Origin of the sequence: Streptomyces sp. NPDC002018 (assembly GCF_042890865.1) — a bacterium.
Taxonomy (GTDB): domain Bacteria; phylum Actinomycetota; class Actinomycetes; order Streptomycetales; family Streptomycetaceae; genus Streptomyces.
On record NZ_JBIASO010000010.1, the window covers coordinates 289,628 to 312,682 of the forward strand.

Consider the following 23,055-nt stretch of genomic DNA (forward strand, 5'->3'; position numbering starts at 1 on the left):
CCGGCCGGGGCCCCGGCGGCTCAGGCCGCGTGGTGGGCCAGTTTCCGGTGGGGGTCCTCGGTGCCGGACGCGGCGGCCGGATCGGTGTGCACCAGTGCGGCGGTGAGCCGGTGCACGGAGTGCAGCAGGGCGTGTTCGACCTCGACGGCCACATCGTGCGCGGCCCGGACGTTCAGGGCGCCGTCGACCTCCACGGTGACCTCGGCCCGCAGTCGGTGACCGATCCAGCGCATCCGCAGACCGGTCACCGACAGGACGCCGGGGACCGCCCGCGCGGCGGCCTCGCCCGTATCGATCAGTACGGGGTCGACGGAGTCCATCACCCGCCGGAAGACCTCGCGGCAGGCGTCCTTGAGCACCAGCAGAATGGCGGCGGTGATCAGCAGGCCCACGACCGGGTCGGCCCATCGCCAGCCGATGGCGGCGCCGCCCGCGCCCAGCAGGACGGCCAGCGAGGTGAAGCCGTCGGTCCTGGCGTGCAGGCCGTCGGCGACCAGCGCGGCCGAGCCGATCCTCCTGCCGACGCGGATGCGGTAGCGGGCGACCCACTCGTTGCCGATGAATCCGACGACGGCGGCGAGGGCGACGATACCGAGATGGGAGATGTCACGCGGGTCGAGGAGCCGGCCGACGGCCTGGTACGCCGTGAGCGCCGCCGACGCGGCGATGGTGAGCACGATGGCGAGGCCCGCCAGGTCCTCGGCGCGGCCGTAGCCGTAGGTGTACCGGCGTGTCGCCGCGCGCCGGCCGAGGACGAACGCCACGCCCAGGGGCAGCGCGGTCATCGCGTCCGCGAAGTTGTGGACGGTGTCCCCGAGCAGGGCCACGGAACCGGATATGACGACCACGACGACCTGGAGGAGCGCGGTCACCCCCAGGACGGCCAGGGAGATCCACAGGGCGCGCATCCCGGCGGCCGACGACTCCATGGCGGAGTCCACCTTGTCCGACGCCTCGTGGGAGTGCGGTGTCAGCAGATGCGAGAGCCGATGCCGCAGACGCGACAGCCGGCCTCGGCCATGGACCTGGCCGTGCGGATGGTCGTCGGAGTGCGCGTGGTCATGAGGGGCCGGGTGGTCATGGGGGTGCGGGTGCTCATGAGGGTGTGCGTGCTCATGGGGGTGCGGGCGGTCCTGGCCCGGCGCCGCAGGACGGGGGTGCGGATGACGCTCGTTCACGTATGGCCCTCCTGACGGGAGTGTCACCGGGAGGGACGGGCACCACGGATCCGCGCCGCCCCTCATTGGTATTTAAGCGCGCACCAATGCACCTGTCGAGCCGGTGGCCGTCGCCGGGGTCCTACGATGGGGAGATGCCAGCGAGCAATCCGCCCTCAGTTGCGCCCGAGTCGCAACGGCACACTCCAGGCGCCCCGCAGTTCGACGCGGCGGCCGGCGTCTTCGCCCTGCTCGCCGACCCCACCCGGCTCCACCTGGTGTGGTCCCTGACCCAGGGCGAAGCCGATGTGAACACCCTCACCGACATCTGCGGGGCGGCCCGCCCCGCGGTCAGCCAGCATCTGGCGAAGCTGCGGCTCGCGGGACTGGTCCAGGTGCGCAAGGACGGCCGGCGCTCGGTGTACACGCTGCGGGACGGCCATCTGCGGAGGCTGGCGATCGAGGCGCTCAACCACGCCGACCATCTGGTGACGGGGACTCCGCCCCACGACTGACGGGAATCCCGCCGGGCGCGGCGCGCCGGACCTCGGCACACCGGACCTCGACGCGCCGGGCCGGGCCGGCCGCTCATGGCGCTCCCGCGCCGCCACGCGGCCGACGCGGGGCGCGCGGGCCCCGAACGGCGCGTGGGCCCGAACGGCGCGGTGCGCGGTTCCGGGGGTTCCGGAACCGCGCACCTGGTGGGGGGTGGCAGCCGTGGTCGTCGTGGACCGGCCCGGCGGCCCGTCAGCGGACAGTCGTCAGCAGGAGAGGTTGTTGCCGGGACCGACGCCCAGGATCTGGACGAAGCGCTGGTAGTTGTTGATCCGGCTCTGGACCTGCGCCGGGTTGCGCCCGTCGCACTCCAGCGAACCGTTGATGGAACGGATCGTCTGACCGAAGCCCGCCTGATTCACCATGGCATTGTGCGGCGTCATCGTCCCCGGCCCGTTCTGCGTGTTCCAGTACCACAGCCCGGTCTTCCAGGCCACGGCCGACTCACGCTCGACCCGCCACGGGTCCGCCAGCAGATTGATACCGAGCGCGTCCCCCGCCGCCTTGTAGTTGAAGTTCCAGCTCAACTGGATCGGCCCACGCCCGTAGTACGCCGCCTGACCCGCCGGGCAGCCGTACGACTGACTGGGGTCGCAGTAGTGCGGGTAGTTCGCGGTGTTCTGCTCCACCACATGGACCAGACCACCGGTCTCATGACTGACATTGGCCAGGAACGCCGCCGCCTCCTGCCGCTTCACCGTGTCACTGCCGGAGTTCGCAAAACCGGGGTACGCGCTCAGCGCCGCGGTCAGCCCGCTGTACGTGTAGAAGGGATTCCGGCCCGGGAACATCTGGTTGAACTGGCTCTCGCTGACGACGAAGCCACCGGCCGGCGGGTTGCCGCCACCGCTGGTGCCGGCCGCCGTCCACTTCTGGTTCGTCTGGCCCGTGCAGGTCCAGATCTGGAGCAGGGCGCCGTTGGCGGTGCTGCGGTCCCTGATGTCCAGGCACTTGTTGGCCTGCGGGTTGACGATGTCACGGGCGGAGTTGACGACCCACTGCTGGTTCGCGCCGCCGCCGCAGTCCCAGAGCTGGACGAGCGCGCCGTCGGCGGTGCTGCGGTTGACGATGTCCAGACACTTGCCCAGCGCGCGCAGCGTGCCGTCACCGGCGACGGTCCAGTTCTGCGCGGCGCTGCCGTTGCAGTCGTAGAGCTGTACGGGAGTGCCGTTCGCGCTGCTCCCGCCGGCGACATCCACACACTTGCCGCCCAGACCGGTGATCCGGCCCACCGGATCGGCGGCGGAGGCGGGCACGGCGAACAGGGTGGCGAGAAGCGCGACGACAGCGAGGGTCACTGCGGAGCGCGCGAGCGAGAGACCTCTGAAGGTTTTTCTTGGCATCTGCGGTTGCTTTCCCCTCTTCGCGCCAACGGCGCCTCTGACGGTTCCGCTTGGATTGAAGGGGAAGGTCTAGACCTTGTCAAGTACCCCACAAGCGCCGCCGGTTGCCGCCCCGGCGCCTTCCCCCGGGCAGGAGCCGAGGGGTTCGGGCGGCCTGACGGACCGGCATGACGGGTCCGCGCGGACCACCCGGCGACCTTGTGCTGCGGTTGGCCTGTCCATGACCATGGAACGCCAGCCGGTGCCGCCCGTGTCGTGTCACCGACGCAGCCGTGGAAGGGATCCGTCATGCCCCAGCACCCCACAGGGATGCCCCGGAGGGCCGTCCTGTCCGCCACCGTCGCGAGCGCCGTGGTCGGTGTGCCCGCCGTGGCCCAGGCCGCCCCCGCGACAGGCCCGGCCGGGCGGGGGAAGGAAGACCGTGCCGCCACCGTCCAGGCCCCCGGCCGGGAGTTGCGGGAACTGCTGAAAGAGATCGACCGCGACCGGATCGAGGCGACCGTACGCCGGCTCGCCGCCTTCGGCACGCGCCACACCCTCTCCACCCAGGACGATCCCGAGCGCGGTATCGGTGCCGCCAGGGACTGGATATACGAGGAGTTCAAGCGGTACGCGGCGGCCTCCGGCGGCCGGATGACCGTCGAACTCCAGTCGTACATACAGGAACCCGCCTCCCGGATCCCGGTGGCCACGCGTATCACCAATGTCGTCGCCACCCTGCGCGGTTCGGTCGACCCCGACCGGGTCCATGTCGTCTCCGGCCACTACGACTCGCGCGCCAGCGATGTCATGGACGCGGAGAGCGACGCGCCGGGCGCCGACGACGACGCCTCCGGGGTCGCGGTCGCGATGGAACTGGCCCGGGTCATGGCGCGCCGGCGCCCCGCCGCGACCATCGTCTTCGCCGCCGTCGCGGGCGAGGAGCAGGGGCTGTACGGGGCGGCCCATATGGCGGAGCGGTTCAAGGCCGCGGGCACGAATCTCCAGGCCATGTTCACCAATGACATCGTCGGCAGCCCCAAGGCCGACGACGGCACCCGCGACCCGTACACGGTGCGGCTCTTCGCCGAGGGCGTGCCCACCGCGGAGACACCCCAGCAGGCCGACGTGCGCCGCTCGGTCGGCGGCGAGAACGATTCGCCGGCCCGTCAGCTCGCACGGTTCGTCCGTGATGTCGCGGACAACGACGCCACGGGCATGAATGTCCGGGTGATCTACCGCCGTGACCGCTATCTGCGCGGCGGCGACCACATCCCCTTCCTCGAACGCGGTTACGCGGCCGCCCGCTTCACCGAACCGACCGAGGACTTCGCGCACCAGCACCAGGACGTCCGGGTGGAGAACGGCCGGCAGTACGGAGACCTCCCCGAGTTCTGCGACTTCGGCTATATCGCCCGGGTGGCGCGGGTCAACGGCGCGGCACTGTGGACCCTCGCCCAGGCCCCGGCCGCTCCGCGCGGGGTGAAGATCGTGACCAGCACCCTGACCAACGCCACCGAGCTGGTGTGGGACGCGGGCACGGAACCCGACCTGGCCGGGTACGAGGTGGTGTGGCGTGAGACGACCGCGCCGGAGTGGACCCATCTGACCGAGGCCGACGGCGCGACGAGTCACACCGTGGACCTCTCCAAGGACAATGTGTTCTTCGGCGTCCGCGCCGTGAACCGGGCCGGTCTCCGCGGCCCGGTGGCCTTCCCCGTACCCCAGCGCTGACCGGACCTCCCGGACCGGCATCCGGCCGCGCCCCGCCCCCGCACCGGGCCGGGCGCGGCTTTGTCGTGCCCCCCGGCGCCGGGACAGGACCGGATGGAGATCCGATCAATCACAGCGCTCGGTTTCGGGGTCTGGGGTTTCGCCGGCGATCGCCGCGCCCGCTTCTCCTCGGTGAACCGGATTCTTCTGGGCCGGAGACGCGATTGTTGTCATGGCAAAAACAATCTTGGGCTCGTTCGGTGCCTTCTCTTGACCCCTAAAAACCTCCGATGTTCACTACGTCTGACGCGGCCACCGTGCTGCCCGTGCCGCCCGTGCCGCCTCGTTCCCCTGCGCTCCGCCTCGTTCCGCTACGTACTCGTACCTCCGCAGGCGCCTCCGGGCGCACCGAGAGAGGACTGGATCGTGCGCCTTGTGTCCCGCACCATGATCGCGCTCGTCCTGTCGGCCTTGTCGCTGCTCGCCCTGCCCCAGGCGCCACAGGCCGCACCGGTATCCACCGCCACCCCCCTTTCCGCCACCCGCGCCGCCGCTGCCGTCCCGGCGGCGGCGCCCGCCGCCGCACCGCTCTCCAAGGTCCTGGTGTTCTCCAGGACCGCGGGGTTCCGGCACTCGTCGATTCCGGCCGGGATCGCCGCCGTCCAGCGGCTCGGCGCGGCCAACGGCTTCACCGTCACCGCCACCGAGGACCCGGGGGCGTTCACCACCGCCAATCTGGCGCAGTACCAGGCGGTGGTCTGGCTCTCGACCACCGGCGATGTGCTGAACGCCGCGCAGCAGACCGCCTTCGAGTCGTACGTCGGGGCGGGCGGCGGCTATGTCGGCGTCCACGCCGCCGCCGACACCGAATACGACTGGCCCTGGTACGGCGGGCTGGTCGGCGCCTACTTCGCCTCGCATCCCGCCACCCAGCAGGCGACCATCAAGGTCGAGGACCGGTCCTCCGTCTCCACCGCGCATCTCCCCCAGCGCTGGACCAGGACCGACGAGTGGTACAACTACCGCGCCAACCCCCGCTCCGCGGTGAAGGTGCTCGCGAGCCTGGACGAGTCCTCGTACTCGGGCGGCAGCATGGGCGATCATCCGATCACCTGGTGCCAGGACTACCGCGGAGGCCGTGCCTGGTACACCGGTCTCGGTCACACCGAGGAGTCGTACGCGGATCCCGCCTTCACCACGATGCTGCTCGGCGGTATCCAGACCGCCTCGCGCGCCCGGGCCGCGGACTGCCGCCCCGAGAACGGCTACACCCCGCTGTTCGACGGTACGCAGGCCAGCCTCGACCGCTGGCGCCAGGCGGGGCCCGGCGGATTCACGCTCGCCGACGGCACCCTCACCTCGGTCGGCGGTATGGGACTGCTCTGGTACCCGGTGACGCCCTTCGCCGACTACTCGCTGAAGGCCGACTGGATGATGCCGGGCGACGACAACGGCGGTGTGTTCATCGGCTTCCCCGATCCCCAGGGCGATCCGTGGAAACCGGTCGACTCGGGCCATGAGATCCAGATCGACGCGACCGACGCCGATCCGTCCCGTACGACCGGCAGCGTCTACAGCTTCAAAGCACCGGACACGGCGGCACGGACCGCCGCGCTCAACCCGCCCGGAACCTGGAACAGTTACGAGATCGCGGTGCACGGCCGCCAGGTCGAGATCCATCTCAACGGTGTGAAGATCAACGAGTACACCAGCACCCGGGACATCGCGCTCGGACACATCGGCGTCCAGAACGACGGCGCCGGTATGGACATCAACTACCGCAACATCAGGATCAAACAGGACGGGGCACAGACCACCGACCTGGCGCGGGGCCGTCCGGTCTCGGTCTCCAGCGTCGAGCCCGGCAGTGCGCACGTGGGCGCCAACGCCGTCGACGGCGACCCGGCCACGCGCTGGAGCAGCGCCTACTCCGACCCGCAGTCGATCACTGTCGACCTCGGCTCCGTCCGTACCCTCCAGCAGGTCCGGCTGACCTGGGAGACCGCCTACGGCAGGGCGTACACCGTCGAGACCTCGACGGACAACGCGACCTGGCGCACCGTCAACACCACGACGGCGGGCGACGGGGGCACCGACGTGATCGCGGTCAGCGGCACCGGACGCTATGTACGGGTCGCGGGCACCGCGCGGGCCACCCAGTGGGGCTACTCGCTGTGGGATCTCGCCGTGTTCGGGAACTGAGGGCCCCGCCTCACCGCCCACACGCCCCACCGCGCACGGCGCACGGCGCACGGCGCACGGCCCACCGTGCACGGCCCACGGCCCACCCTTCGCTCACCGCCCCACCGTTCGCCCACCGCCCCACCGCTCACGGCTCGTAGTTCGTTCACCGCTCCGGTGCGCGGCCGGCCGGCCACAGGTGTGTGGCCGGCCTCGCGCACCGGGCCGGCAAGGTCACCCCACACCCGCGCTCGGCCCCTGGAGGTAGGTACCGTGCTGTCTCGCGCCGTTTCCTTACTCGCCGCGCTGTTCACCCTGTCCGCCCTCTTGCTCGCGCCCGGCGCCGCCGCCGCCGCGCCGGGGGCAGCCCCGCCCCGGGCCGCCGACGCGCCCCGCGCCGCCGCCGCTCCCCCGCCGACGAGCGGCTTCGAGAAGGTCAAGCTCGACGGCGGGCTCCAGATGGGCGAGCCCATCGAGATCGCCGTACTGCCGGACGGAAAGGTCCTCTACATCAACCGGGGCACCAGCGCCTCCGGCGGCCAGGTACGGCTCTACAACCCCGCGACCGCCTCGACGACGGTCGCGCTCACCCTGCCGCTGGACGCCCGGTTCGAGGACGGGCTGATCGGCATCACCCTGCACCCGCGGTTCGCCACCACCGGCTGGGTGATGCTGTTCTACTCACCGAAGGTCACCCCGCTGGTCAACCGGATCTCCCGGTTCACCTTCGACCGCGTCAGCAACACGATCTCCCCGGCCAGTGAGGACATGATCATCGAGTGGCCGACCGAGCGGGAGCTGTGCTGCCACTCGGCCGGCTCGATGTCCTGGGACACCGCGGGGAACCTCTACTTCGCGGTGGGTGACAACACCAACTCCGGCGGCGACTCGGCGGGCATGGCCCCCATCGACGAACGGCCGTCCCGCAGCCCGCAGTACGACGCCCAGCGCACCTCGGGCAACGCCAACGACCTGCGGGGGAAGATCAACCGGATCCACCCGGAGGACAACGGCACGTACACCGTTCCCGACGGCAACCTCTTCGCCCGGGGGACCGCGGGCACCCGCCCGGAGGTCTACGTCATGGGCGTGCGCAACCCGTACCGCGTCTGGGTCGACAAGAAGGCCGGCAACACACTGTACTGGGGTGAGGTGGGGCCGGACGCCGGTGCGACGGTCGCCAACCGGGGCCCCGCGGCGTACGACGAGTTCAACCGCGCCACCGGTCCCGGCAATTACGGCTGGCCGTACTGCGGCGGGCCCAATGTGAGCTACAACGACTGGGACTTCGCGGCCAACGCCCCGCGCGGCTGGTTCCCCTGCGGCGGCACGGCCGGGCCGGTCAACAACTCCCCGCGCAATACCGGGATCCAGCAGCTTCCGCCGACCAAGCCCGCGCTGGTGTGGGAGCAGCACGGCGGCAGCAAGGAGTGGCCGCAACTCGACAATCCGGGCGGCTGCGGTTCGCCCAACCACACCGAGGTCTACCACTACGACCCGAACCTCAACTCGGACGTCAAGTGGCCCCAGTACTACGACAACAAGCTGCTGATCTCCGAGTACTGCCGGAACTGGATCAAGGAGGTGCAGTTCAACAACGGCAATCCGGCGACCGGCACGCCGACCGCGATCGAACCGGTGCTGGACGGGATGCGCTTCGTCCACCCGATCGACTCGGAGTTCGGCCCCGACGGATCGCTGTATCTGCTCGAATACGGCAGCGGCTACTTCTCGGGCGCCGAGGACGCGGGGCTCTACAAGATCAACTACGTCCAGGGCGGCCGGTCCCCCCTCGCCAAGGCATCGGTGAACAGGGACAACGGACTTGCCCCGCTGGCCGTGACCTTCTCCAGCGCGGGCAGCAGCGATCCCGACGGCAATCCGCTCACCTACGCCTGGGACTTCACCGACAACGGCAGCACGGACTCCACGGCGGCCAACCCGTCCTTCACCTATTCCGCCAACGGCAGCTTCCAGGCCAGGCTGACCGTCAGCGACGGCACCGGGCGGACCGGCACCACGACCGTCCCGGTCGTGGTCGGCAACAACCGCCCCACGGTCACCATCTCCTCACCGCCGGACGGCGGTGTCTACGAGTGGAACGAGAACGTCACCGTCACCGCCTCGGCGACGGACCCGCAGGACGGTCCCATCGACTGCTCGCGGGTGATCGTCCGGATCGCCCTGGGCCATCAGGAACACGCGCATGAGGTCGCCGAGGGCACCGGCTGCTCCACGACGTTCAACACCGGGCCGATCCACTCCGGACTCGACGCCACGCAGTTCTACGTGGTGCGCGCCACGTACACCGACAGGGGCGCCACCGGTACGGTTCCGCTCACCGGTGAGCAGCAGCGGACCCTGTGGCCCAAGCGGTGGCAGGCCGAGCACTTCGCGCAGTTGTCCGGGCCGCAGATCATCACCGCGGCGGGCGCGGAGGGCGGCAAGCGTCTCGGGGACGTCCAGAACAACGAGTGGGTCCGCTACCACCCGGTGAGCCTCAGGGGCGTGACCGGAGTCAGGGCGCGGGTGTCCTCGGACAAGGCGGGCAATGTCGCCACGTTCCGCTACGACTCGGTGACCGGCCCCGTGCTGGCGCGGGTCACCGTGCCGAACACCGGCGGCTGGGAGACCTACACCGAGATCAGCGCTCCGGTGACCGGCGCCGACGAACGGACGCGCGATCTGTACGTGGTCTTCACCGGCGGCTCGGGAGCCATCCTCGATCTGGACAGCTACACGTTCACCGGGCCCGGCGTCAGCCGTCCCCTCGCGGCGCGACCGGCGGCGCGTCCGGCGTCCCCGCCGGGGCGCTGACGGACGGAAGCACCGGAACGCACGCGGCCCCGGTGGAGGACCGGCCCCGAGCCGGGCCTCCACCGGGGCCGCGGTCCGACGCACCGCCGACGCACCACCGGCGCACCGCCGACGCGCACCGCCTGCGGACGGCCGCCGGGTTCAGCGGATGTGGGCGATTCCCGAGTAGAGGAGTTCGGTGCTGGTGTCGTTCTCCGGCGCGGGCGTGTCCTTGTACCAGCGGGTCACCAGACCGGGCTCGACGAGGTCGAGCCCCTCGAAGAACCGCTCGACCTCCGCGCGCGTACGGGGCCGGAGGTTGATCCCGCTCGAACGGTACGCGGCGATCTTGTTCTGCTCCTCGGTGAGGAAGTCCCCGGTGAGATGGGAGAGCACCAGACAGCTTCCGGGAGCCAGGGCGTCGATGAGGGTACGGGTGATGCCGTACGGGTCGTCCTCGTCGGGGATGAAGTGCATGAGGGCGATCAGGGACAGGGATATGGGCCGGCTGAAGTCCAGCAGGGTGCGGGCGTGGTCGAGGATCGCCCGCGGGTCGCGGACATCGGCCTCTATGTAGTTGGTGATCCCCTCCGGCGAGCTGACCAGGAGGGCCTCGGCATGGCGAAGGACGATCGGGTCGTTGTCCGTGTAGACGATCCGGGCCCTGGGGTTGATCTCCTGGACGATCTGGTGGAGGTTGGGCGCGGTCGGGATGCCGGTGCCGATGTCGAGGAACTGGTCGATACCGCTGCGGGCGACCCAGCCGACCGCGCGCTGCATGAAGGCCCGGTTCTGCCGGGCGCCCTCACGGGCCTCGGCCGTCAACTGCGAGGCCAGCGCCTGGTCGACGGGGTAGTTGTCCTTGCCGCCGAGGAGATAGTCGTAGATACGGGCCGGGTGCGGCTTGCTGGTGTCGACCTGGGACTTGGGTGTTCCTGCCGTCATGAAGGGCTCCAAGAAAGTCTGATCGTCCTACAGAGAAGAGAGACGCGAACCAGCCCATCTCCCCCTGCGGATCATCGCCACCCCGACGAATAGTGCCACAGCAACACATGTGCGAGCACGCCACGTTGATGGCGGACGGCACGGCCTCCCGTACCGCCCGGCCACACCGCCCGGCCACCGTCGGGGCACGCCGTCGGGCACGCCGTCGGGCGCGCCGTCGGGCGCGCCGTCGGGCGCGCCGTCGGGCGCGCCGTCGGGGCATGGGGAGGGGGCATGGGGAAGGAACCGTTCCGCACAAGAACTAGCCGCCCAGTACCTTCCAGACCCGGGTCGCCACATGCAGATTGAGGCGGGTCTCGACGTCACCGAGGTCATGGCCGCCGATCTCACGCAGCCGCTGGAGCCGGTAGCGCAAGGTGCTGCGGTGGATACCGAGGGTCGCGGCCGTGCTGTCGTAGTTCCCGCCCGCCTCGAAGTAGTGGGAGAGGGTGGACACCAGATCGGTGCGATGGGCCCGGTCGTAGTCGAGGAGCGGGCCGAGCCACTCGCGGACGTATCCCTCGGTCTCCCGGCGGTCCTCGCCGGTGCCGATGATCCGGTACAGCCCCAGATCGTCGAACCAGGTGGCGCCGTGGGGCACCCGCGAGCACTGACGCACCTCCAGCGCCCGCAGTGCCTCCTGGTACGAGCGGGGGATGTCGGACGGGGAGTCGCAGCGGCTGCCGAGGCCGATCGCCCCCGCGCGCGAGCCCAGCTTCCGGGCGACGGCCCGGTACAGCTCGTCCCCCTCGGGGCGTCCCTGGACCACCAGGACGGCGCGGCCCGAGCGCCGGGCCGCCAGGGGGCGCGGTCCCAGCCCGGCCGCCGCCACCGCCACCGCGTGGACGAACGCGTCGTCGGCCGGCCTCTCCGTCCACCCCACCGCGACCAGGTACTGCGCGCCGTGCAGATCGTGGCCGACGGCGGCCGAGCGGGCGAAGGCGCTCTCGTCGTCCGTGCCGGTGATCAGGTCGTCGACCAGTTCGCGCCGCAGGCGCAGCTCCGTCTCCGCCAGGCTGCGCAGATGCGCCATCTCCAGGGCCAGCGCCTCACCGGCGTGGCCGAGCGCGAACCGCTCGCGCTCGCCCGCGTTCATGCCGGGGTCGATCAGGGACACGGTGCCCAGGATCTCGCCGCGATGGCGGGCGACGGAGACAAGCCGGTCCCCGAGACGGACCGGATGCGCGGTCCTGGCCGCGTCGAGGATCGTCGCCTCGTGCCGCGCCGGGTCGGGCCTCGGGTACGGGTCGGGCCGGCCGGGGCCGGCCCAGGCACGGAGATTGCCGAAGCGGTCCTCCACGACGGCGGGAAAGCCGGTCAGCAGACACACCGTCCTGGCGAGCCCCGCCTCCGCGTCCTCGGTGGCCATGGCGCCGCCGAGCGCGTCGTGCACCGACCGCTGATACCGCAGCTCGGACTCCACGGCGGCGAGCCGGGCACGCGCGGCGGACGCCTCCCCGCGGACCCGGTCCAGCTCCGCCGCGCACTCACGCTCCCGGCGGCGGGCCGCGACGCCCGTCAGGGCCGCGCCGGTCTGCCGCGCCAGCAGGCCGAGCAGGGTGATCTCGTCATGGCTCGGCCGGCGGGAGGCACTCACCACCAGATATCCGGCCCGGCGGGATCCGGCCCGTCCGCCGGGCTCGGGGAGTACGAACGCCCAGGCCCACGCCCGGTCGGGGAGCCGGACGGCGCCGTCCCGGTCACCGAGTTCGGCGACCTGGCCGTCCAGGGTCCGGCTCACGGCGGAGGAGTCCCCGGCGCAGGAGCCGAGGGGGCAGCGGACCAGCCGTCCGCCGGCCAGGAGATATCCGGCCTCGGTGCGGCAGGGGCCCAGCCGCGCGACACAGGCGACGGCCAGCCGCATCACCTCGTACACGTCGCGGCCGTCGAACACCGCGCTCGACAGCGCCATCAGACCGGGCAGCCGGGACGGCCGGTGGCCCGGAGGCCCCGGGGCTCCGGTTCTACCGGCGGCCGTACTCATCGCCCTGGCCCGACACCTTCCTGGAGAGCGGCTCCCACCACCGATTTTACCGGGGGACGGCGCGCACGCATCCGCTCCGGGCTCCGTCCGGCACACCGCCGTACCTGTGCCGGCAGGCCCAGTGGCGGTGCGGATCTCGACCCGCCAGGAGCAGGCACAGGACCGCCGCGCCCGCCACTCTTGGCGGCACGGACTCCCGCCCGAGGGCAGCGCGTGTCAGGAGGCACCCCATGGCCAAGGCAGTCGGTATCGACCTGGGCACCACCAACTCGGTGATCGCCGCGTGGGAGGGCGGTGAAGCGACGGTCCTCCCCAACGCCGAGGGCTCCCGCACCACCCCCTCCGTCGTCGCCTTCACCGACTCCGGCGAACGGCTGGTCGGCATGCTGGCGCGCCGCCAGGCGATCCTCAACCCCAAAGGCACCATCTACTCGGCCAAGCGGTTCATCGGCAGGCACTTCGACGAGGTCGCCGCCGAGACCGAGGCGGTGACGTACGACGTCGTCCCGGGGGAGAACGGGGTGGCGCGGTTCGACATCCGGGGCAAGCTGTACGCGCCCGAGGAGATCAGCGCGCTGGTGCTGCGCAAGCTCGCGGACGACGCCTCGAAGTCACTGGGAGAGAAGGTCACGGAGGCCGTCATCACCGTGCCCGCGTACTTCAACGACGCCCAGCGCACCGCGACCAAGGACGCCGGCCGGATCGCCGGTCTCGACGTGCTGCGCATCATCAACGAGCCGACCGCGGCCGCCCTCGCGTACGGCATGGACAAGAAGGAGCACGAGACGGTCCTCGTCTTCGACCTCGGCGGCGGCACCTTCGACGTGAGCATCCTGGATGTCGGTGACGGCGTGGTGGAGGTGCGGTCCACCGCCGGTGACACCCATCTGGGCGGGGACGACTTCGACCGGCGTCTGGTGGACCATCTCGCGGACACGTTCCAGCGGGAGAACGGGATCGACCTGCGCGCCGACACCCAGGCGCTGCAACGGCTCTTCGAGGCGGCGGAGAAGGCCAAGACCGAGCTGAGTTCGGTGACCCAGACCCAGGTCAGCCTGCCGTTCGTCACCGCGGACGCCACCGGTCCCAAGCACCTCACCGAGTCCGTCATGCGCTCCACCTTCGAGCAGATCACCGCCGACCTGGTGGACCGCTGCCTGGGCCCGGTCCAGCAGGCGATGTCCGACGCGAAGGTCACCGACAGCGATCTCGACGAGGTCATCCTGGTGGGCGGCTCGACCCGGATCCCCGCCGTTCAGGCGCTGGTCCGGCGGATGACCGGCGGCAAGGACCCGAACATGAGCGTCAACCCCGACGAGGTGGTGGCGCTGGGCGCCGCCGTCCAGGCCGGCGTGCTCAAGGGCGAGGTCAAGGACGTCCTGCTGCTGGACGTCACCCCGCTCTCGCTGGGCGTGGAGACCCGTGGCGGGGTGATGACGAAGATCATCGACCGGAACACCACCATCCCGGTGCGCCGCAGCGAGACCTTCTCCACCGCCGAGGACAACCAGCCCGCCGTCGATGTCGTCGTCCTCCAGGGCGAGCGCGAGCGCGCGGCCGACAACCGGGTGCTGGGCCGCTTCCAGCTCACCGACATCCGTCAGGCTCCCCGGGGCGAACCGCAGGTCGAGGTCACCTTCGACATCGACGCCAACGGCATCCTCCATGTCACCGCGCGTGACAAGGACACCGGCAGGGAACAGGGCATCACCCTCAGCGAGGGCTCCAACCTCGAAGCCTCCGAGGTGGAGCGCATGATCGCCGAGGCGGAGCGGAACCGCGGTGAGGACCAGGCGCTGCGCCGGGCCGTGGACGCCCGCAACGAGCTGGACGCCATCACCTACCAGGTGGAACGCCGGCTGGGCGAGCTGGGCGAGAGCGCCCCCGAACACGAGCGGGCCCGTGCCCAGTTGCTGATCGGCGACGCGCGCCAGGCCGTGAAGGGCGAGGCAGCGATGGACCGGGTGAGGTCGCTGACCTCCGAGCTCCAGCAGGTCTACCAGAGTCTCGCCTCCCGGCAGGCCGGTCCCGCAGGGCCGTCGGAGCCCGGGGCGGCCGGACCGGGGCAGGCCGGGGGAAGCGGCGGTGGCGACGACGATGTCGTGGACGCCGACTTCGACCGGAGCTGAGCTCTCACGCCATGGCCACCGAACCGGAACCGCACGCGGTACCGCCGCCGGACGAGGGGGGCACCGCGCACGCGCGGGACGTCCGGACGGACGCGCGGCGTACGGAACCGGAAGACGCCGGCCCGGGACGCGCGGACGGGCGCCCATCAGGGCTTCGACCCGGTGTACGGGGCGCGGCCGCTGCGCCGTTGCATCGCGCACGAGGTGGAGACCCTGATCGGCCGCGTGCTGCTGCGTGACTGGGTCGAACAGGCCATCACGGACCGGGAGCGGAGAACTGCCGCCGCGCCGGGCCCGGCAGCGGGAGGATGAGGCCACGACCACCGTCCCCGCGGGACGTTGACTGTACGGACAGCCAGTGTATTTTGACGTGTACAGAGTCCGAGTGCGCGCCGGTCGCGACACCGGGCTCCGGACCTGCCGCCGGCCTGGCGGGTGCTGGGGTGAAGAGGCGGGGGGACCGTGTCGCCGCGATCGGCGCATACGAACGAGGAAATGCGTGAGCAGTCGCGGGAGAGGATCCTCGCCGCCGCGCTGACGGAGTTCGCCGAGAAGGGGTACCACGAGGCGAGCATCTCCGACATCACGGCCCGCGCCGGTGTCTCGCGCGGGCTGATCAGTTACTACTTTCCCGGCAAGCAGGCGCTCGTCGACGAACTCCTCGACCGCTATCTCGACAGCGTCGTCGGCATCACCGAGGTCACCGGGAGCCCCGACGAGCGGCTGGCCGCGATCCTGGACGGCGTCCTGCTCGCCGCCGTCCGAACGATCCCCTTGCAGCGCATGGCGCTCAGCCTGGTCGTCGGCCCCGCCACACACGATCTGTACGCGCGGGTCGAGGCCCGTAAGGAGGAACGGGTCGTGAGGCTGGAGGACCGGCTGCGCGAGATGTTCGCCGCCCGGGGCGCGCGGGACCCGGCCCTGGAAGAGGTCTTCCTCCGCAGCGTGCTGGAAGGCGTGATCTTCAAGACCGCCGTCTACGCGGACCAGTACCCCATGGAGCGCGTACGGGGCCGCCTCTACGAGCTGTACGGGCTGCCCGCCCCCAAGACCCCGCTGATCGTGCCCGACCCGCCTCCCGTGGGCCGGATGCGCGCCGCCCCCTCCGGCTGACCCCGGCTCGCCCGTTCCGGTCATCCGCTCCGCCCCCTACGCAAGGAGATGAGCCGAATGGACGCCCATGCAGCGCCTGCCACAGCCGCCCGTGAGACACGGCCGTCCTCCGGGGCCCGCCAGGACGGCGACGACGGCGACGAGGGGCCTGCGAGAGGTACGACCGGGCAGCACAGCCGATTACCGGTGGTGCCGCACGCCCACCCGGCCGCCCACCCGGCCGCCCGGCCGGGCGCGCGTGACATGGCCCTCCGGTCCGAGGGCACGCGCCGATGTCCGGCGTCGCGCAGACGCGCGGCGTCCGAGAGGGGGCGGGCGTGAACCGGGGCCGCGCCGACCGGCGCATGTGGCAGCGGACGCGTCGTATCGCCGCGTCACTGGCGCTGCCGCGGCCGTTCACCCCCGAGGCGTTCATCGCCGCCCTCGCGGAGCGGCGCGGACGGCCGATCGAGATCCTTCCCGTCGCCGTGGGCCACTCGATGCCCTGCGGGCTGCTCGTGACCACGGACCGCGCCGACTACATCCTCTGCGCCGCCGACACCACGGCCTTCCACCGGCGGCACATCCTGCTCCACGAGGCCGCGCATCTGCTGTGCGGTCATGATCAGGGGCCGGCGGCCGACTCCTCGGCGGCGCAGCTGCTGATGCCGGGCCTCTCCCCCGCCCTGATCCGCCATGTCCTCGGCCGGACCGTCTACACCGAACCACAGGAGTGCGAGGCCGAGTTGCTCGCCTCGCTGATCCTCCACCGGGTGACACGGTACGGGTCCAGGTCCGCGCGGCCGGCCCAGGGGCACGGCGACGCCGGCTGGCTCGTGGGAGCCGTCGACGGCACAGACGGCACAGACGGCAGGAACGGCACGGACAGCAGGAACGGCTGGAACGGCTGGAACGGCACAGGCAGCGCCCACGGCGCCGAGGGCGAAGGACCCCGCCATGACTGAGACGCTGGGCGAGGTCCTCGCGTACGGTCCGGCCGGTGTCTCCATCGGCGTCGGGTGGTACGAACTGCGGCTGGCGCGGCGCGGGGCGTCCTCCTCGGCGGTGCGGCTGCTGTGCTGGTTCGGACTGACCATGGGCGCCGCGATGGTATTGCTGGCCCCCACCACGGCCGCCGCGGCCGAGCGCGCCGTGCCGGGGGCCGCTCCGGGATTCCATCTCGTGGGGCGCGTACTGGAGATGGCGGCGATGGCCTTCCTGCCCCAGGCCGCCCTGCGGCTGGCGCCCCGGCCGCCGGGGCGCGTGGCCGGGCGGTGGCACCTCGGCACGACCGTCACCGTCCTCGCCGTGTCCCCCGTACTCTTCCTCCTCGGGCGGCCCGAGGTCGTCGCGGGCACCGTCACGGCGGACGCGTCCGGGTGGCCGTGGCTCGCCGCCTTCGACTCGGTCTTCACGCTCTACACGCTGTTCTGCCTGGGCCTGTTCACCGTGCCGGTGGGCCTGTACGCGCGGGGTCTGCCGCCGGGGTCGCTGCGTACCGGTCTCCGGCTGATCTGCGCCGGCGCCATGGTCGGTCTGGTGTGGGGGTGCTGGGGCGTGGTGGCGATCGTGAGCATGGTCAGGACCCACCGTCAGGGAGCGGGCCTCGACCCGGTGGCGCTGACGCTGGGGACCACCTGTCTCTTCCTCGCGGCCCTGGGGGTGACCGCGGCCCGCTGGGGCCCCCTCCTCGCCGCCCCGGCCGGCTGGCTGCGCCGCTACCGCGATCTGCGCGCGCTGGAGCCGCTGTGGTCCGCCCTGCACTCCGTGGTTCCCGGCACGGCCCTCGGGGTCTCCTGGCGGTGGGCGGGCCGTGTCGACCCGCGCGCGGCCGAATTCGCCCTCTACCGGCGGGTGGTGGAGATCAGGGACGGCTATCTCGCGCTGCGTCCCTATCTCGACCCCCGGATCGAGCTGTGGGTGGAGGGTGCCCTCATCCGTTTCCCGGTCCCTCCCGCCGGCCTCGCCGCCACGGTCGAGGCGGCCACCGTCGCGGCGGCGCTCGAATCCGCCCGCGCGGGGCGGACGTACGGTGACGCGGCCGCACCGGGGCTCACCTCCCCGCCGGCCGAGGACACGGTCGACGCCGAGGCCGCCTGGCTGATCGCGGTGGCCGAGGCCTTCACCCTCTCCGCCGCCGTCGAGTACACCCGCCGACGGGCCCGCGAGGAACTCGCACGCCCCTGACACCGTCCCGGAGCGGAGTCCGATGGGGAGTCACGAGGCGCAGTCACGAGGCGGAGTCAGGCGGGGAGTCAGGCGGGGGAGGCGGCCGGGCCCGTCCGTCCTCCTCCGTCCCGGCGGGCCATGAACTAGAATGAATGGGCAGGCGGAAACGATCCGGCTGTGCCGGCGATCCGCCGGGCGGGCCCAGGAGGTGGCGGACGCGATGGCCGACGAGGAGCCCGCTCCGTCGACACTGGCCGGGCGGATCGACGCCCTGTTCCGCGTGGTGCGCCGCCCCAACCGGGAGCAGTACAGCCATGAGGAGGTCGCCAGGGCCTGCCGCGAGGCCACCGGGGACAGCTTCTCCGCGACCTATCTGTGGCAGCTGCGCACCGGGCGCCGGGACAATCCGACCAAGCGTCATCTCGAAGCCCTGGCCCAGTTCTTCCACGTACCGGTCGCCTACTTCTTCGACGACGACCAGGGTGCCGCGGTCGCCAAGGAACTCGAACTGCTCGGCGCGCTGCGGGACGCGAAGGTGCGCAGCATGGCCCTGCGCGCCGTCGGTCTCTCCCCCGAAGCGGTCGGCACGATCAGCGACATGATCGACGTCATCGCGCGACGGGAGCGGGAACACGGGGCGGCGGACGACACCGTGTGAGCGATGCCGTCCGCCGATGCCGTCCGCCGTTGTCCTGTGCCACTGTCCTGCGCCGGGCGCCGCTGTCCTTCTCCGCCGGGCGGGTCTACGCCGGCCGTTCCGCTTCCAGGGAGGTGTCCCGGTCGGGCACGGCCCGGCGCTCCGCGGCCTCGCGCAGCCGCCGCGCGGTGCGCAGTGAGCGGGGCAGCGTCACCAGGACACCGCCCAGCCCGGCCAGGACCATGACCCACAGCGCCTCGCGGATCCCCCATCTGCTGCCGAGCGCGCCCCCCGTGAGCGCCCCGAGTATCCCGGCCGCCGCCGTGCACACCTGAAGGGCCGCCATGGACCGGCCCAGTACGGCTTCCGGTACATCGGCGACGAGCACGGACGTCACGGCCACATTGGCGATGGCCCCGAAGAACACCGGCAGTCCGATGCCCAGTGCGGCCGTCGGCGCGGCGAGCGCGAGCGGTCCCGCGGACAGGGGCAGCAGCGCCGTGCTCGCCATGGACAGGGTGAACGTGACCAGTGCCAGCCGGCGCGCGTCGCTGCCCGGCCGCAGCAGCCGCGACGCCAGGGCCGACCCTCCCAGACCCATCACCCCCGAGAGCGCGAAGACGGCTCCGAACGCCTCCGTGGGCAGTTCCAGAGTCCGCAGCAGGAAGGGACCCGTCAGCGCGGTGACCGCCGCCGCGGTGCAGGTCGGTACGGTGATGAAGACCGCGAGCGCGCGGTGGAAGGGGTCCTTGGTGAAGAACCGCAGTCCGTCGGCCGCGCCTCGGAGCGTGGCGGCCAGCGGCTGTCCGGCCCGGGGCGGCAGCCGGTCCGGCTGACGCATGCTCAGCAGGGCCACGGCGCTCAGCAGATAGCTCACGGCGTCCAGCGCCAGGGCCGACGCCCCGCCGAGCACCGCGACGGCGGGGCCCGAGAGCAGCCGGCCGAGGAGTGAGGCACCGTACTGGCCCGCCTGGAGCTTGGCGCGCGCGGGACCGACACCGTCCGCGCCCGCCAACTGCTTGAGATGCAGGAAGTACACGGCGGTCGTGAGGGTGGACATGGCCCCCAGGGCGACGCTGAGGCAGGCCAGCCAGACCACGGTGACGATGTTCTGGGCCAGCCCGACCGCGACGACCGCGACGGTCGCCGCGGAGACGCAGTCCAGCACCATCAGGGCCCGCCGGGGGCGGGTGATCCGGTCGGCGAACGCGCCCGCGGGCAGCCCGAAGAGCAGGATGGGCAGGGTGGCGGCGGCGCTGATCAGACCGACTTCCATGGCCGAGGCGCCGAGATGGACCACCGCCACAATGGGCAGGGCTATCGCGGTGAACACCGATCCGAAGGCGGTGGCGGTCTGGCCCCACCAGTAGAGGGTGAGGTCGCGGCGGCGTGTGGCGGCTTCCGGACCGCGCGCGGCTGTCTTCGCACCGGGTCCGCGCGCCGGCCCGGGGGTGCTCGCTCGTTCATCCATGAAGGTGCCTCACCGGGCGGCCAGGGCGGATTGGGGTGTGGGTACGGCGGTCGTCAGGCCCGCCGTGAGGAGGGCGCCGGGGCGCGGGTCGAGCAGTTCCGCCAGGAAGAGCAGGACTCCGGCGGAGCCGCTCCACAGGTCGGCGCTGAACCGCAGCAGCCGGTCGCCCAGGAACCGCACGCCGGTGGAGTGCGGAACGGCGAACTTGTACAGTCCGCGCGCGACCCGGATCGCCTCCTGGCGGCTCGGCTCGTCCCCGGTGAGCGCGGCGTGGTCGGCGAGGGCGAACCCGAGACCGGCGAGTCCCTGCTGGAGCCCGGACATCGCGGGGAACCCGGCGCGCAGCGCGGCCAGCAGCCGGGGCAGCGCCTCGGCCAGCCGCTGGTCGTCGACGACACGCAGATAGCGGGTGACGGTGTGCGCCGTCCCGGCCGAGCCGCAGTACAGATAGGGCAGGCTGCGGCTGTCGGTGGCGGAGACGGGGAAGTACATCCGGGGTGATCCGGGCGCGGGGTCCCGGTCGAGTTCGGCGTGGAGCAGCCGTGTGCCGCGCCGGAGGTGGTCCCGCTCGCCGGTGACCCCGGCCAGTTGCTGCAGCATCAGGGCGATGCCGCAGCGGCCGTGCATCAGACCGGTGGCGTCGTCGGGGCCGAGCAGAGGGGTGAGCGCCTCGTCTGCGGGCAGGGCCGAGGCGAGCGCCTGGGCCCGGTCGATGTGGTGTTCGTCGCCGGTACGGCCGTACAGGGCGAGATGGGCCAGGGCGAGCCCGGCGGAGCCGCCGTACAGCGTCGCCGACGCGCCGCTCGTGGTGAGCGGATGGGCGTCGGCCACCGTGAGCAGTTCGCGGGCCTCGTCCAGCAGGCCGCGGTCGGCGAGCGTCCAGGCGATGCCGGAGAGACCGACGTACAGGCCCGGGGCGAGCGCGGTCCTGGCGGCGAGCGCGTCGCGGCGCAGCCGTTCCAGCAGCCCGTCCGGCAGTGTCCGTCCCGCCCGGCCCAGGGCGTGCACGACACCCGCCGTGCCGTAGGCCAGGCAGAGGGTGTTGGTGCGGTATCCGTCCGGGATCGTCGGGAACACCCGGTCGGGGTGGCCGAGGTCGGCCATCGCGAGGAGCGCGTCCCCGGTCCTGTCCCTCAGCTCCGCGAGATGGCGCAGTGGTGCGGCCTCGACCCGCTCGGGTGCGGGCAGCCGCTCCGGCGGGCCGGCCGCCTCCGTCCCGGTGGCAGGCCCGCCGGGCCGGTGGAACTTGGTGGCGCGGTTCCACAGGGTCTCGGAGACCGGGGCGTACGCGCTCAGTTCATGGCGCAGATGGGACAGCGTGTCGGGGTTGCGGCGTATGGAGTGGTGGTACGGGCCGACGAGCAACTGGGCCAGCGCCGAGACGCCGTAGTCGTCGTGGAGGGACGGATCGCCGTCCGCCTCGGCGACGAGTTCGGGCGGCGGGGCGTAGCCGGGGGTGCCCAGCGGGGTGAACGGGGTGCCCGGACGGTGGGTCCCCTCGAAGTCGACGAGTCTCACCTCGTCGTCCTCGGCCACCAGGACATTGCCGGGGCTGACGTCCACGAAGAGATAGCCGGCCGCGTGCAGCCGCTCCAGCGCCGTTTCGATCCCGGAGAGGATCTTCTCGCACCGCCCGTAGTACGCGGCGAAGGCCTCCGGGGTCCTGTCGCCGCTGACCATGGGCTGGTTGTCCGCCATCCAGGTGTTCAGCGGCCGGCCCTCGATCAGCTCGGTGACCAGGAACTCGTGCTCCCACTGGCGGAAGTAGGCGACCGGTTCGGGGGCCAGTCCGGGCGCGGTCGTCCGCAGCTCCTCCAGGACCCGCCACTCCGCGCGCAGATAGTCCGGCGCGGCGGCGCCCTTCGGGTCGACACCGGAGTGTGCCCGCGCCTCCTTGATGAACACCGGGCGCCCTGTGGCCTTCTCGTGCCCCCGGTAGACACCGCCGCCGTTGCTGAACTGCACGGCCTCGTCGAAGACGTACCCGTGGAAGGAGAGCGGCCCGGCGGCGCGGGAGGCGCGGCGTGCGCCGGTCACGCGCTCGGCGAAGGGGTCCGACACCCCCTCGGGCAGGACGAAGGACATCCCGCGCCGGTCCTCCGTCTCCCGGCCGCTGCCGTCGCGGACCAGCAGCAGATCCGTGCCGTCGGGCCGGATACGGCTGCGGCGCGTGAACGCCCCGTAGCGGTAGTGCACCGTACGGGAGTCCTTGTAGCGCCGGTCGGTGAGGATGAACGGTCCCTCCTCGTCCGCGAGGGCCTCGCGGAGGCGTTCCATCAGCGCGCCGGCGGCCTCGGCGCTCCTGGGGTACGCGGCGATGAACTTGCCGTTCGCCTGGCGTGCCGCCTGTTTGTGATGGGTCCACAGATAGAACAGCCGGCAGGAGAGGTGCTTGAACGTCACGTCCTGCTCGAAACAGATCCCGGAGACGGTGTCCAGCACGTGTGCCAGCCGGCCGGGCCGGGCCGAGACATGCACCTTCCAGCCGTCCTGAACGGCGGAGGACCCGCGGTCCTTCCTGTACCAGGTGGTCCAGACGCCGAAGTCGGCGTCGAGCCAGCCCTCGGGTGTGCTTCCCGGCCGGAAGACCTCGCCCCGGTCCCGGCTGCTCTCCAGCGGCGCGTAGAACTCTCTGTCCGCTACGACGAAGGGGACGGGCATGTCCATGGACCTCTCTCGGGAGGGGCTTCGGGTCTCGGGAGGGGCTTCGGGCGGGTGGGGCTTCGGGCGGGTGGGGCGGTGGGGGGGGGGGGGGCGGGGGGCGCCCCCCCCCCCCCCCCACACCCCGCCCCCCCCCCCCCGGCGGGGGGCCCCCCCCCCGGGCCCCCGGGGTGTTGGGGGGCGCCCGGGGGCCCGGCAGTGGGG

The 23,055-nt window shown here is 72.1% G+C and carries 16 protein-coding genes and 1 pseudogene; 11 read left to right on the forward strand and 6 right to left on the reverse strand.

The window, feature by feature from the left end:
• Nucleotides 1–20 precede the first annotated feature (20 nt).
• Complete coding sequence (locus ACFYYH_RS19390) at nt 21–1,007, reverse strand: cation diffusion facilitator family transporter (protein ID WP_388552222.1); 987 nt, start codon at nt 1,005–1,007, stop codon at nt 21–23.
• On the opposite strand from ACFYYH_RS19390, the gene ACFYYH_RS19395 reads away from it, so the two are divergent.
• Together ACFYYH_RS19395 and ACFYYH_RS19400 are read left to right on the forward strand one after the other, a co-directional pair.
• Entirely contained in the window at nt 990–1,193 is a 204-nt protein-coding gene (locus ACFYYH_RS19395; protein ID WP_388552228.1) for a hypothetical protein, read from the forward strand. The two genes, ACFYYH_RS19390 and ACFYYH_RS19395, sit on opposite strands and share 18 nt — an antisense overlap.
• A 119-nt stretch (nt 1,194–1,312) precedes the next feature.
• Nucleotides 1,313–1,672: an ArsR/SmtB family transcription factor gene (locus tag ACFYYH_RS19400; RefSeq protein WP_388552158.1), complete on the forward strand. Its 360-nt coding sequence runs from the start codon at nt 1,313–1,315 to the stop codon at nt 1,670–1,672.
• Between the two features lie 246 nt (nt 1,673–1,918).
• Here ACFYYH_RS19400 and ACFYYH_RS19405 read toward each other — a convergent pair whose 3' ends face one another.
• Nucleotides 1,919–3,055 carry a glycoside hydrolase family 19 protein gene (locus ACFYYH_RS19405; protein ID WP_388552161.1) on the reverse strand — a complete coding sequence of 379 codons (1,137 nt, stop codon included), beginning with the start codon at nt 3,053–3,055 and terminating at the stop codon, nt 1,919–1,921.
• Between the two features lie 288 nt (nt 3,056–3,343).
• On the opposite strand from ACFYYH_RS19405, the gene ACFYYH_RS19410 reads away from it, so the two are divergent.
• The 3 genes from ACFYYH_RS19410 (at nt 3,344) to ACFYYH_RS19420 (ending at nt 9,745) form a co-directional block, all read left to right on the forward strand.
• Entirely contained in the window at nt 3,344–4,768 is a 1,425-nt protein-coding gene (locus tag ACFYYH_RS19410) for a M20/M25/M40 family metallo-hydrolase (protein WP_388552163.1), read from the forward strand.
• A gap of 426 nt (nt 4,769–5,194) precedes the next feature.
• Nucleotides 5,195–6,949, forward strand: coding sequence for a ThuA domain-containing protein (locus ACFYYH_RS19415; RefSeq protein ID WP_388552225.1), 1,755 nt, complete (start codon nt 5,195–5,197; stop codon nt 6,947–6,949).
• A 252-nt stretch (nt 6,950–7,201) separates the two neighbouring features.
• Nucleotides 7,202–9,745 carry a PQQ-dependent sugar dehydrogenase gene (locus ACFYYH_RS19420; RefSeq protein ID WP_388552166.1) on the forward strand — a complete coding sequence of 848 codons (2,544 nt, stop codon included), beginning with the start codon at nt 7,202–7,204 and terminating at the stop codon, nt 9,743–9,745.
• Between the two features lie 141 nt (nt 9,746–9,886).
• Here ACFYYH_RS19420 and ACFYYH_RS19425 read toward each other — a convergent pair whose 3' ends face one another.
• Together ACFYYH_RS19425 and ACFYYH_RS19430 are read right to left on the reverse strand one after the other, a co-directional pair.
• Nucleotides 9,887–10,669, reverse strand: a complete 783-nt coding sequence (locus ACFYYH_RS19425) for an SAM-dependent methyltransferase (protein ID WP_388552169.1) — start codon at nt 10,667–10,669, stop codon at nt 9,887–9,889.
• Between the two features lie 301 nt (nt 10,670–10,970).
• Nucleotides 10,971–12,692: a PucR family transcriptional regulator gene (locus ACFYYH_RS19430; protein ID WP_388552172.1), complete on the reverse strand. Its 1,722-nt coding sequence runs from the start codon at nt 12,690–12,692 to the stop codon at nt 10,971–10,973.
• Nucleotides 12,693–12,922: 230 nt separating this feature from the next.
• Between ACFYYH_RS19430 and dnaK the strand changes: the two genes are divergently transcribed.
• The 6 genes and pseudogenes from dnaK (at nt 12,923) to ACFYYH_RS19460 (ending at nt 18,740) form a co-directional block, all read left to right on the forward strand.
• Nucleotides 12,923–14,821 (forward strand): molecular chaperone DnaK, encoded by a 1,899-nt coding sequence (gene dnaK, locus ACFYYH_RS19435; protein WP_388552175.1) that lies wholly within the window; start codon nt 12,923–12,925, stop codon nt 14,819–14,821.
• A gap of 141 nt (nt 14,822–14,962) precedes the next feature.
• Nucleotides 14,963–15,133 (forward strand): annotated as a pseudogene (locus ACFYYH_RS19440) (hypothetical protein); the annotation flags it as partial.
• Between the two features lie 183 nt (nt 15,134–15,316).
• Nucleotides 15,317–15,934 (forward strand): TetR/AcrR family transcriptional regulator, encoded by a 618-nt coding sequence (locus ACFYYH_RS19445; RefSeq protein ID WP_388552178.1) that lies wholly within the window; start codon nt 15,317–15,319, stop codon nt 15,932–15,934.
• A 317-nt stretch (nt 15,935–16,251) separates the two neighbouring features.
• The gene (locus tag ACFYYH_RS19450) at nt 16,252–16,878 is read left to right on the forward strand and encodes a ParH-like protein (RefSeq protein ID WP_388552181.1); all 627 of its coding nucleotides are present in this window, start codon (nt 16,252–16,254) and stop codon (nt 16,876–16,878) included.
• Nucleotides 16,871–18,100, forward strand: a complete 1,230-nt coding sequence (locus ACFYYH_RS19455) for an MAB_1171c family putative transporter (protein WP_388552184.1) — start codon at nt 16,871–16,873, stop codon at nt 18,098–18,100. The genes ACFYYH_RS19450 and ACFYYH_RS19455 overlap by 8 nt, the downstream gene beginning before the upstream one ends.
• A 202-nt stretch (nt 18,101–18,302) precedes the next feature.
• Entirely contained in the window at nt 18,303–18,740 is a 438-nt protein-coding gene (locus ACFYYH_RS19460; RefSeq protein WP_388552187.1) for an XRE family transcriptional regulator, read from the forward strand.
• Nucleotides 18,741–18,825: 85 nt separating this feature from the next.
• Here ACFYYH_RS19460 and ACFYYH_RS19465 read toward each other — a convergent pair whose 3' ends face one another.
• Both ACFYYH_RS19465 and lanKC read right to left on the reverse strand, forming a co-directional pair.
• The gene (locus tag ACFYYH_RS19465; RefSeq protein WP_388552189.1) at nt 18,826–20,190 is read right to left on the reverse strand and encodes an MFS transporter; all 1,365 of its coding nucleotides are present in this window, start codon (nt 20,188–20,190) and stop codon (nt 18,826–18,828) included.
• Between the two features lie 9 nt (nt 20,191–20,199).
• Complete coding sequence (gene lanKC / locus ACFYYH_RS19470) at nt 20,200–22,857, reverse strand: class III lanthionine synthetase LanKC (RefSeq protein WP_388552192.1); 2,658 nt, start codon at nt 22,855–22,857, stop codon at nt 20,200–20,202.
• Nucleotides 22,858–23,055 lie beyond the last annotated feature (198 nt).

What these genes read in the sequence shown, in the direction of transcription:
- dnaK (WP_388552175.1), top strand. Translation starts at nt 12,923, where the DNA reads ATGGCCAAGGCAGTCGGTATCGACCTGGGCACCACCAACTCGGTGATC.
- ACFYYH_RS19465 (WP_388552189.1), bottom strand. Translation starts at nt 20,190, where the DNA reads ATGGATGAACGAGCGAGCACCCCCGGGCCGGCGCGCGGACCCGGTGCG.
- lanKC (WP_388552192.1), bottom strand. Translation starts at nt 22,857, where the DNA reads ATGGACATGCCCGTCCCCTTCGTCGTAGCGGACAGAGAGTTCTACGCG.
- ACFYYH_RS19445 (WP_388552178.1), top strand. Translation starts at nt 15,317, where the DNA reads ATGCGTGAGCAGTCGCGGGAGAGGATCCTCGCCGCCGCGCTGACGGAG.
- ACFYYH_RS19395 (WP_388552228.1), top strand. Translation starts at nt 990, where the DNA reads ATGCCGCAGACGCGACAGCCGGCCTCGGCCATGGACCTGGCCGTGCGG.
- ACFYYH_RS19415 (WP_388552225.1), top strand. Translation starts at nt 5,195, where the DNA reads ATGATCGCGCTCGTCCTGTCGGCCTTGTCGCTGCTCGCCCTGCCCCAG.
- ACFYYH_RS19455 (WP_388552184.1), top strand. Translation starts at nt 16,871, where the DNA reads ATGACTGAGACGCTGGGCGAGGTCCTCGCGTACGGTCCGGCCGGTGTC.
- ACFYYH_RS19425 (WP_388552169.1), bottom strand. Translation starts at nt 10,669, where the DNA reads ATGACGGCAGGAACACCCAAGTCCCAGGTCGACACCAGCAAGCCGCAC.
- ACFYYH_RS19460 (WP_388552187.1), top strand. Translation starts at nt 18,303, where the DNA reads ATGGCCGACGAGGAGCCCGCTCCGTCGACACTGGCCGGGCGGATCGAC.
- ACFYYH_RS19410 (WP_388552163.1), top strand. Translation starts at nt 3,344, where the DNA reads ATGCCCCAGCACCCCACAGGGATGCCCCGGAGGGCCGTCCTGTCCGCC.
- ACFYYH_RS19430 (WP_388552172.1), bottom strand. Translation starts at nt 12,692, where the DNA reads ATGAGTACGGCCGCCGGTAGAACCGGAGCCCCGGGGCCTCCGGGCCAC.
- ACFYYH_RS19405 (WP_388552161.1), bottom strand. Translation starts at nt 3,055, where the DNA reads ATGCCAAGAAAAACCTTCAGAGGTCTCTCGCTCGCGCGCTCCGCAGTG.
- ACFYYH_RS19400 (WP_388552158.1), top strand. Translation starts at nt 1,313, where the DNA reads ATGCCAGCGAGCAATCCGCCCTCAGTTGCGCCCGAGTCGCAACGGCAC.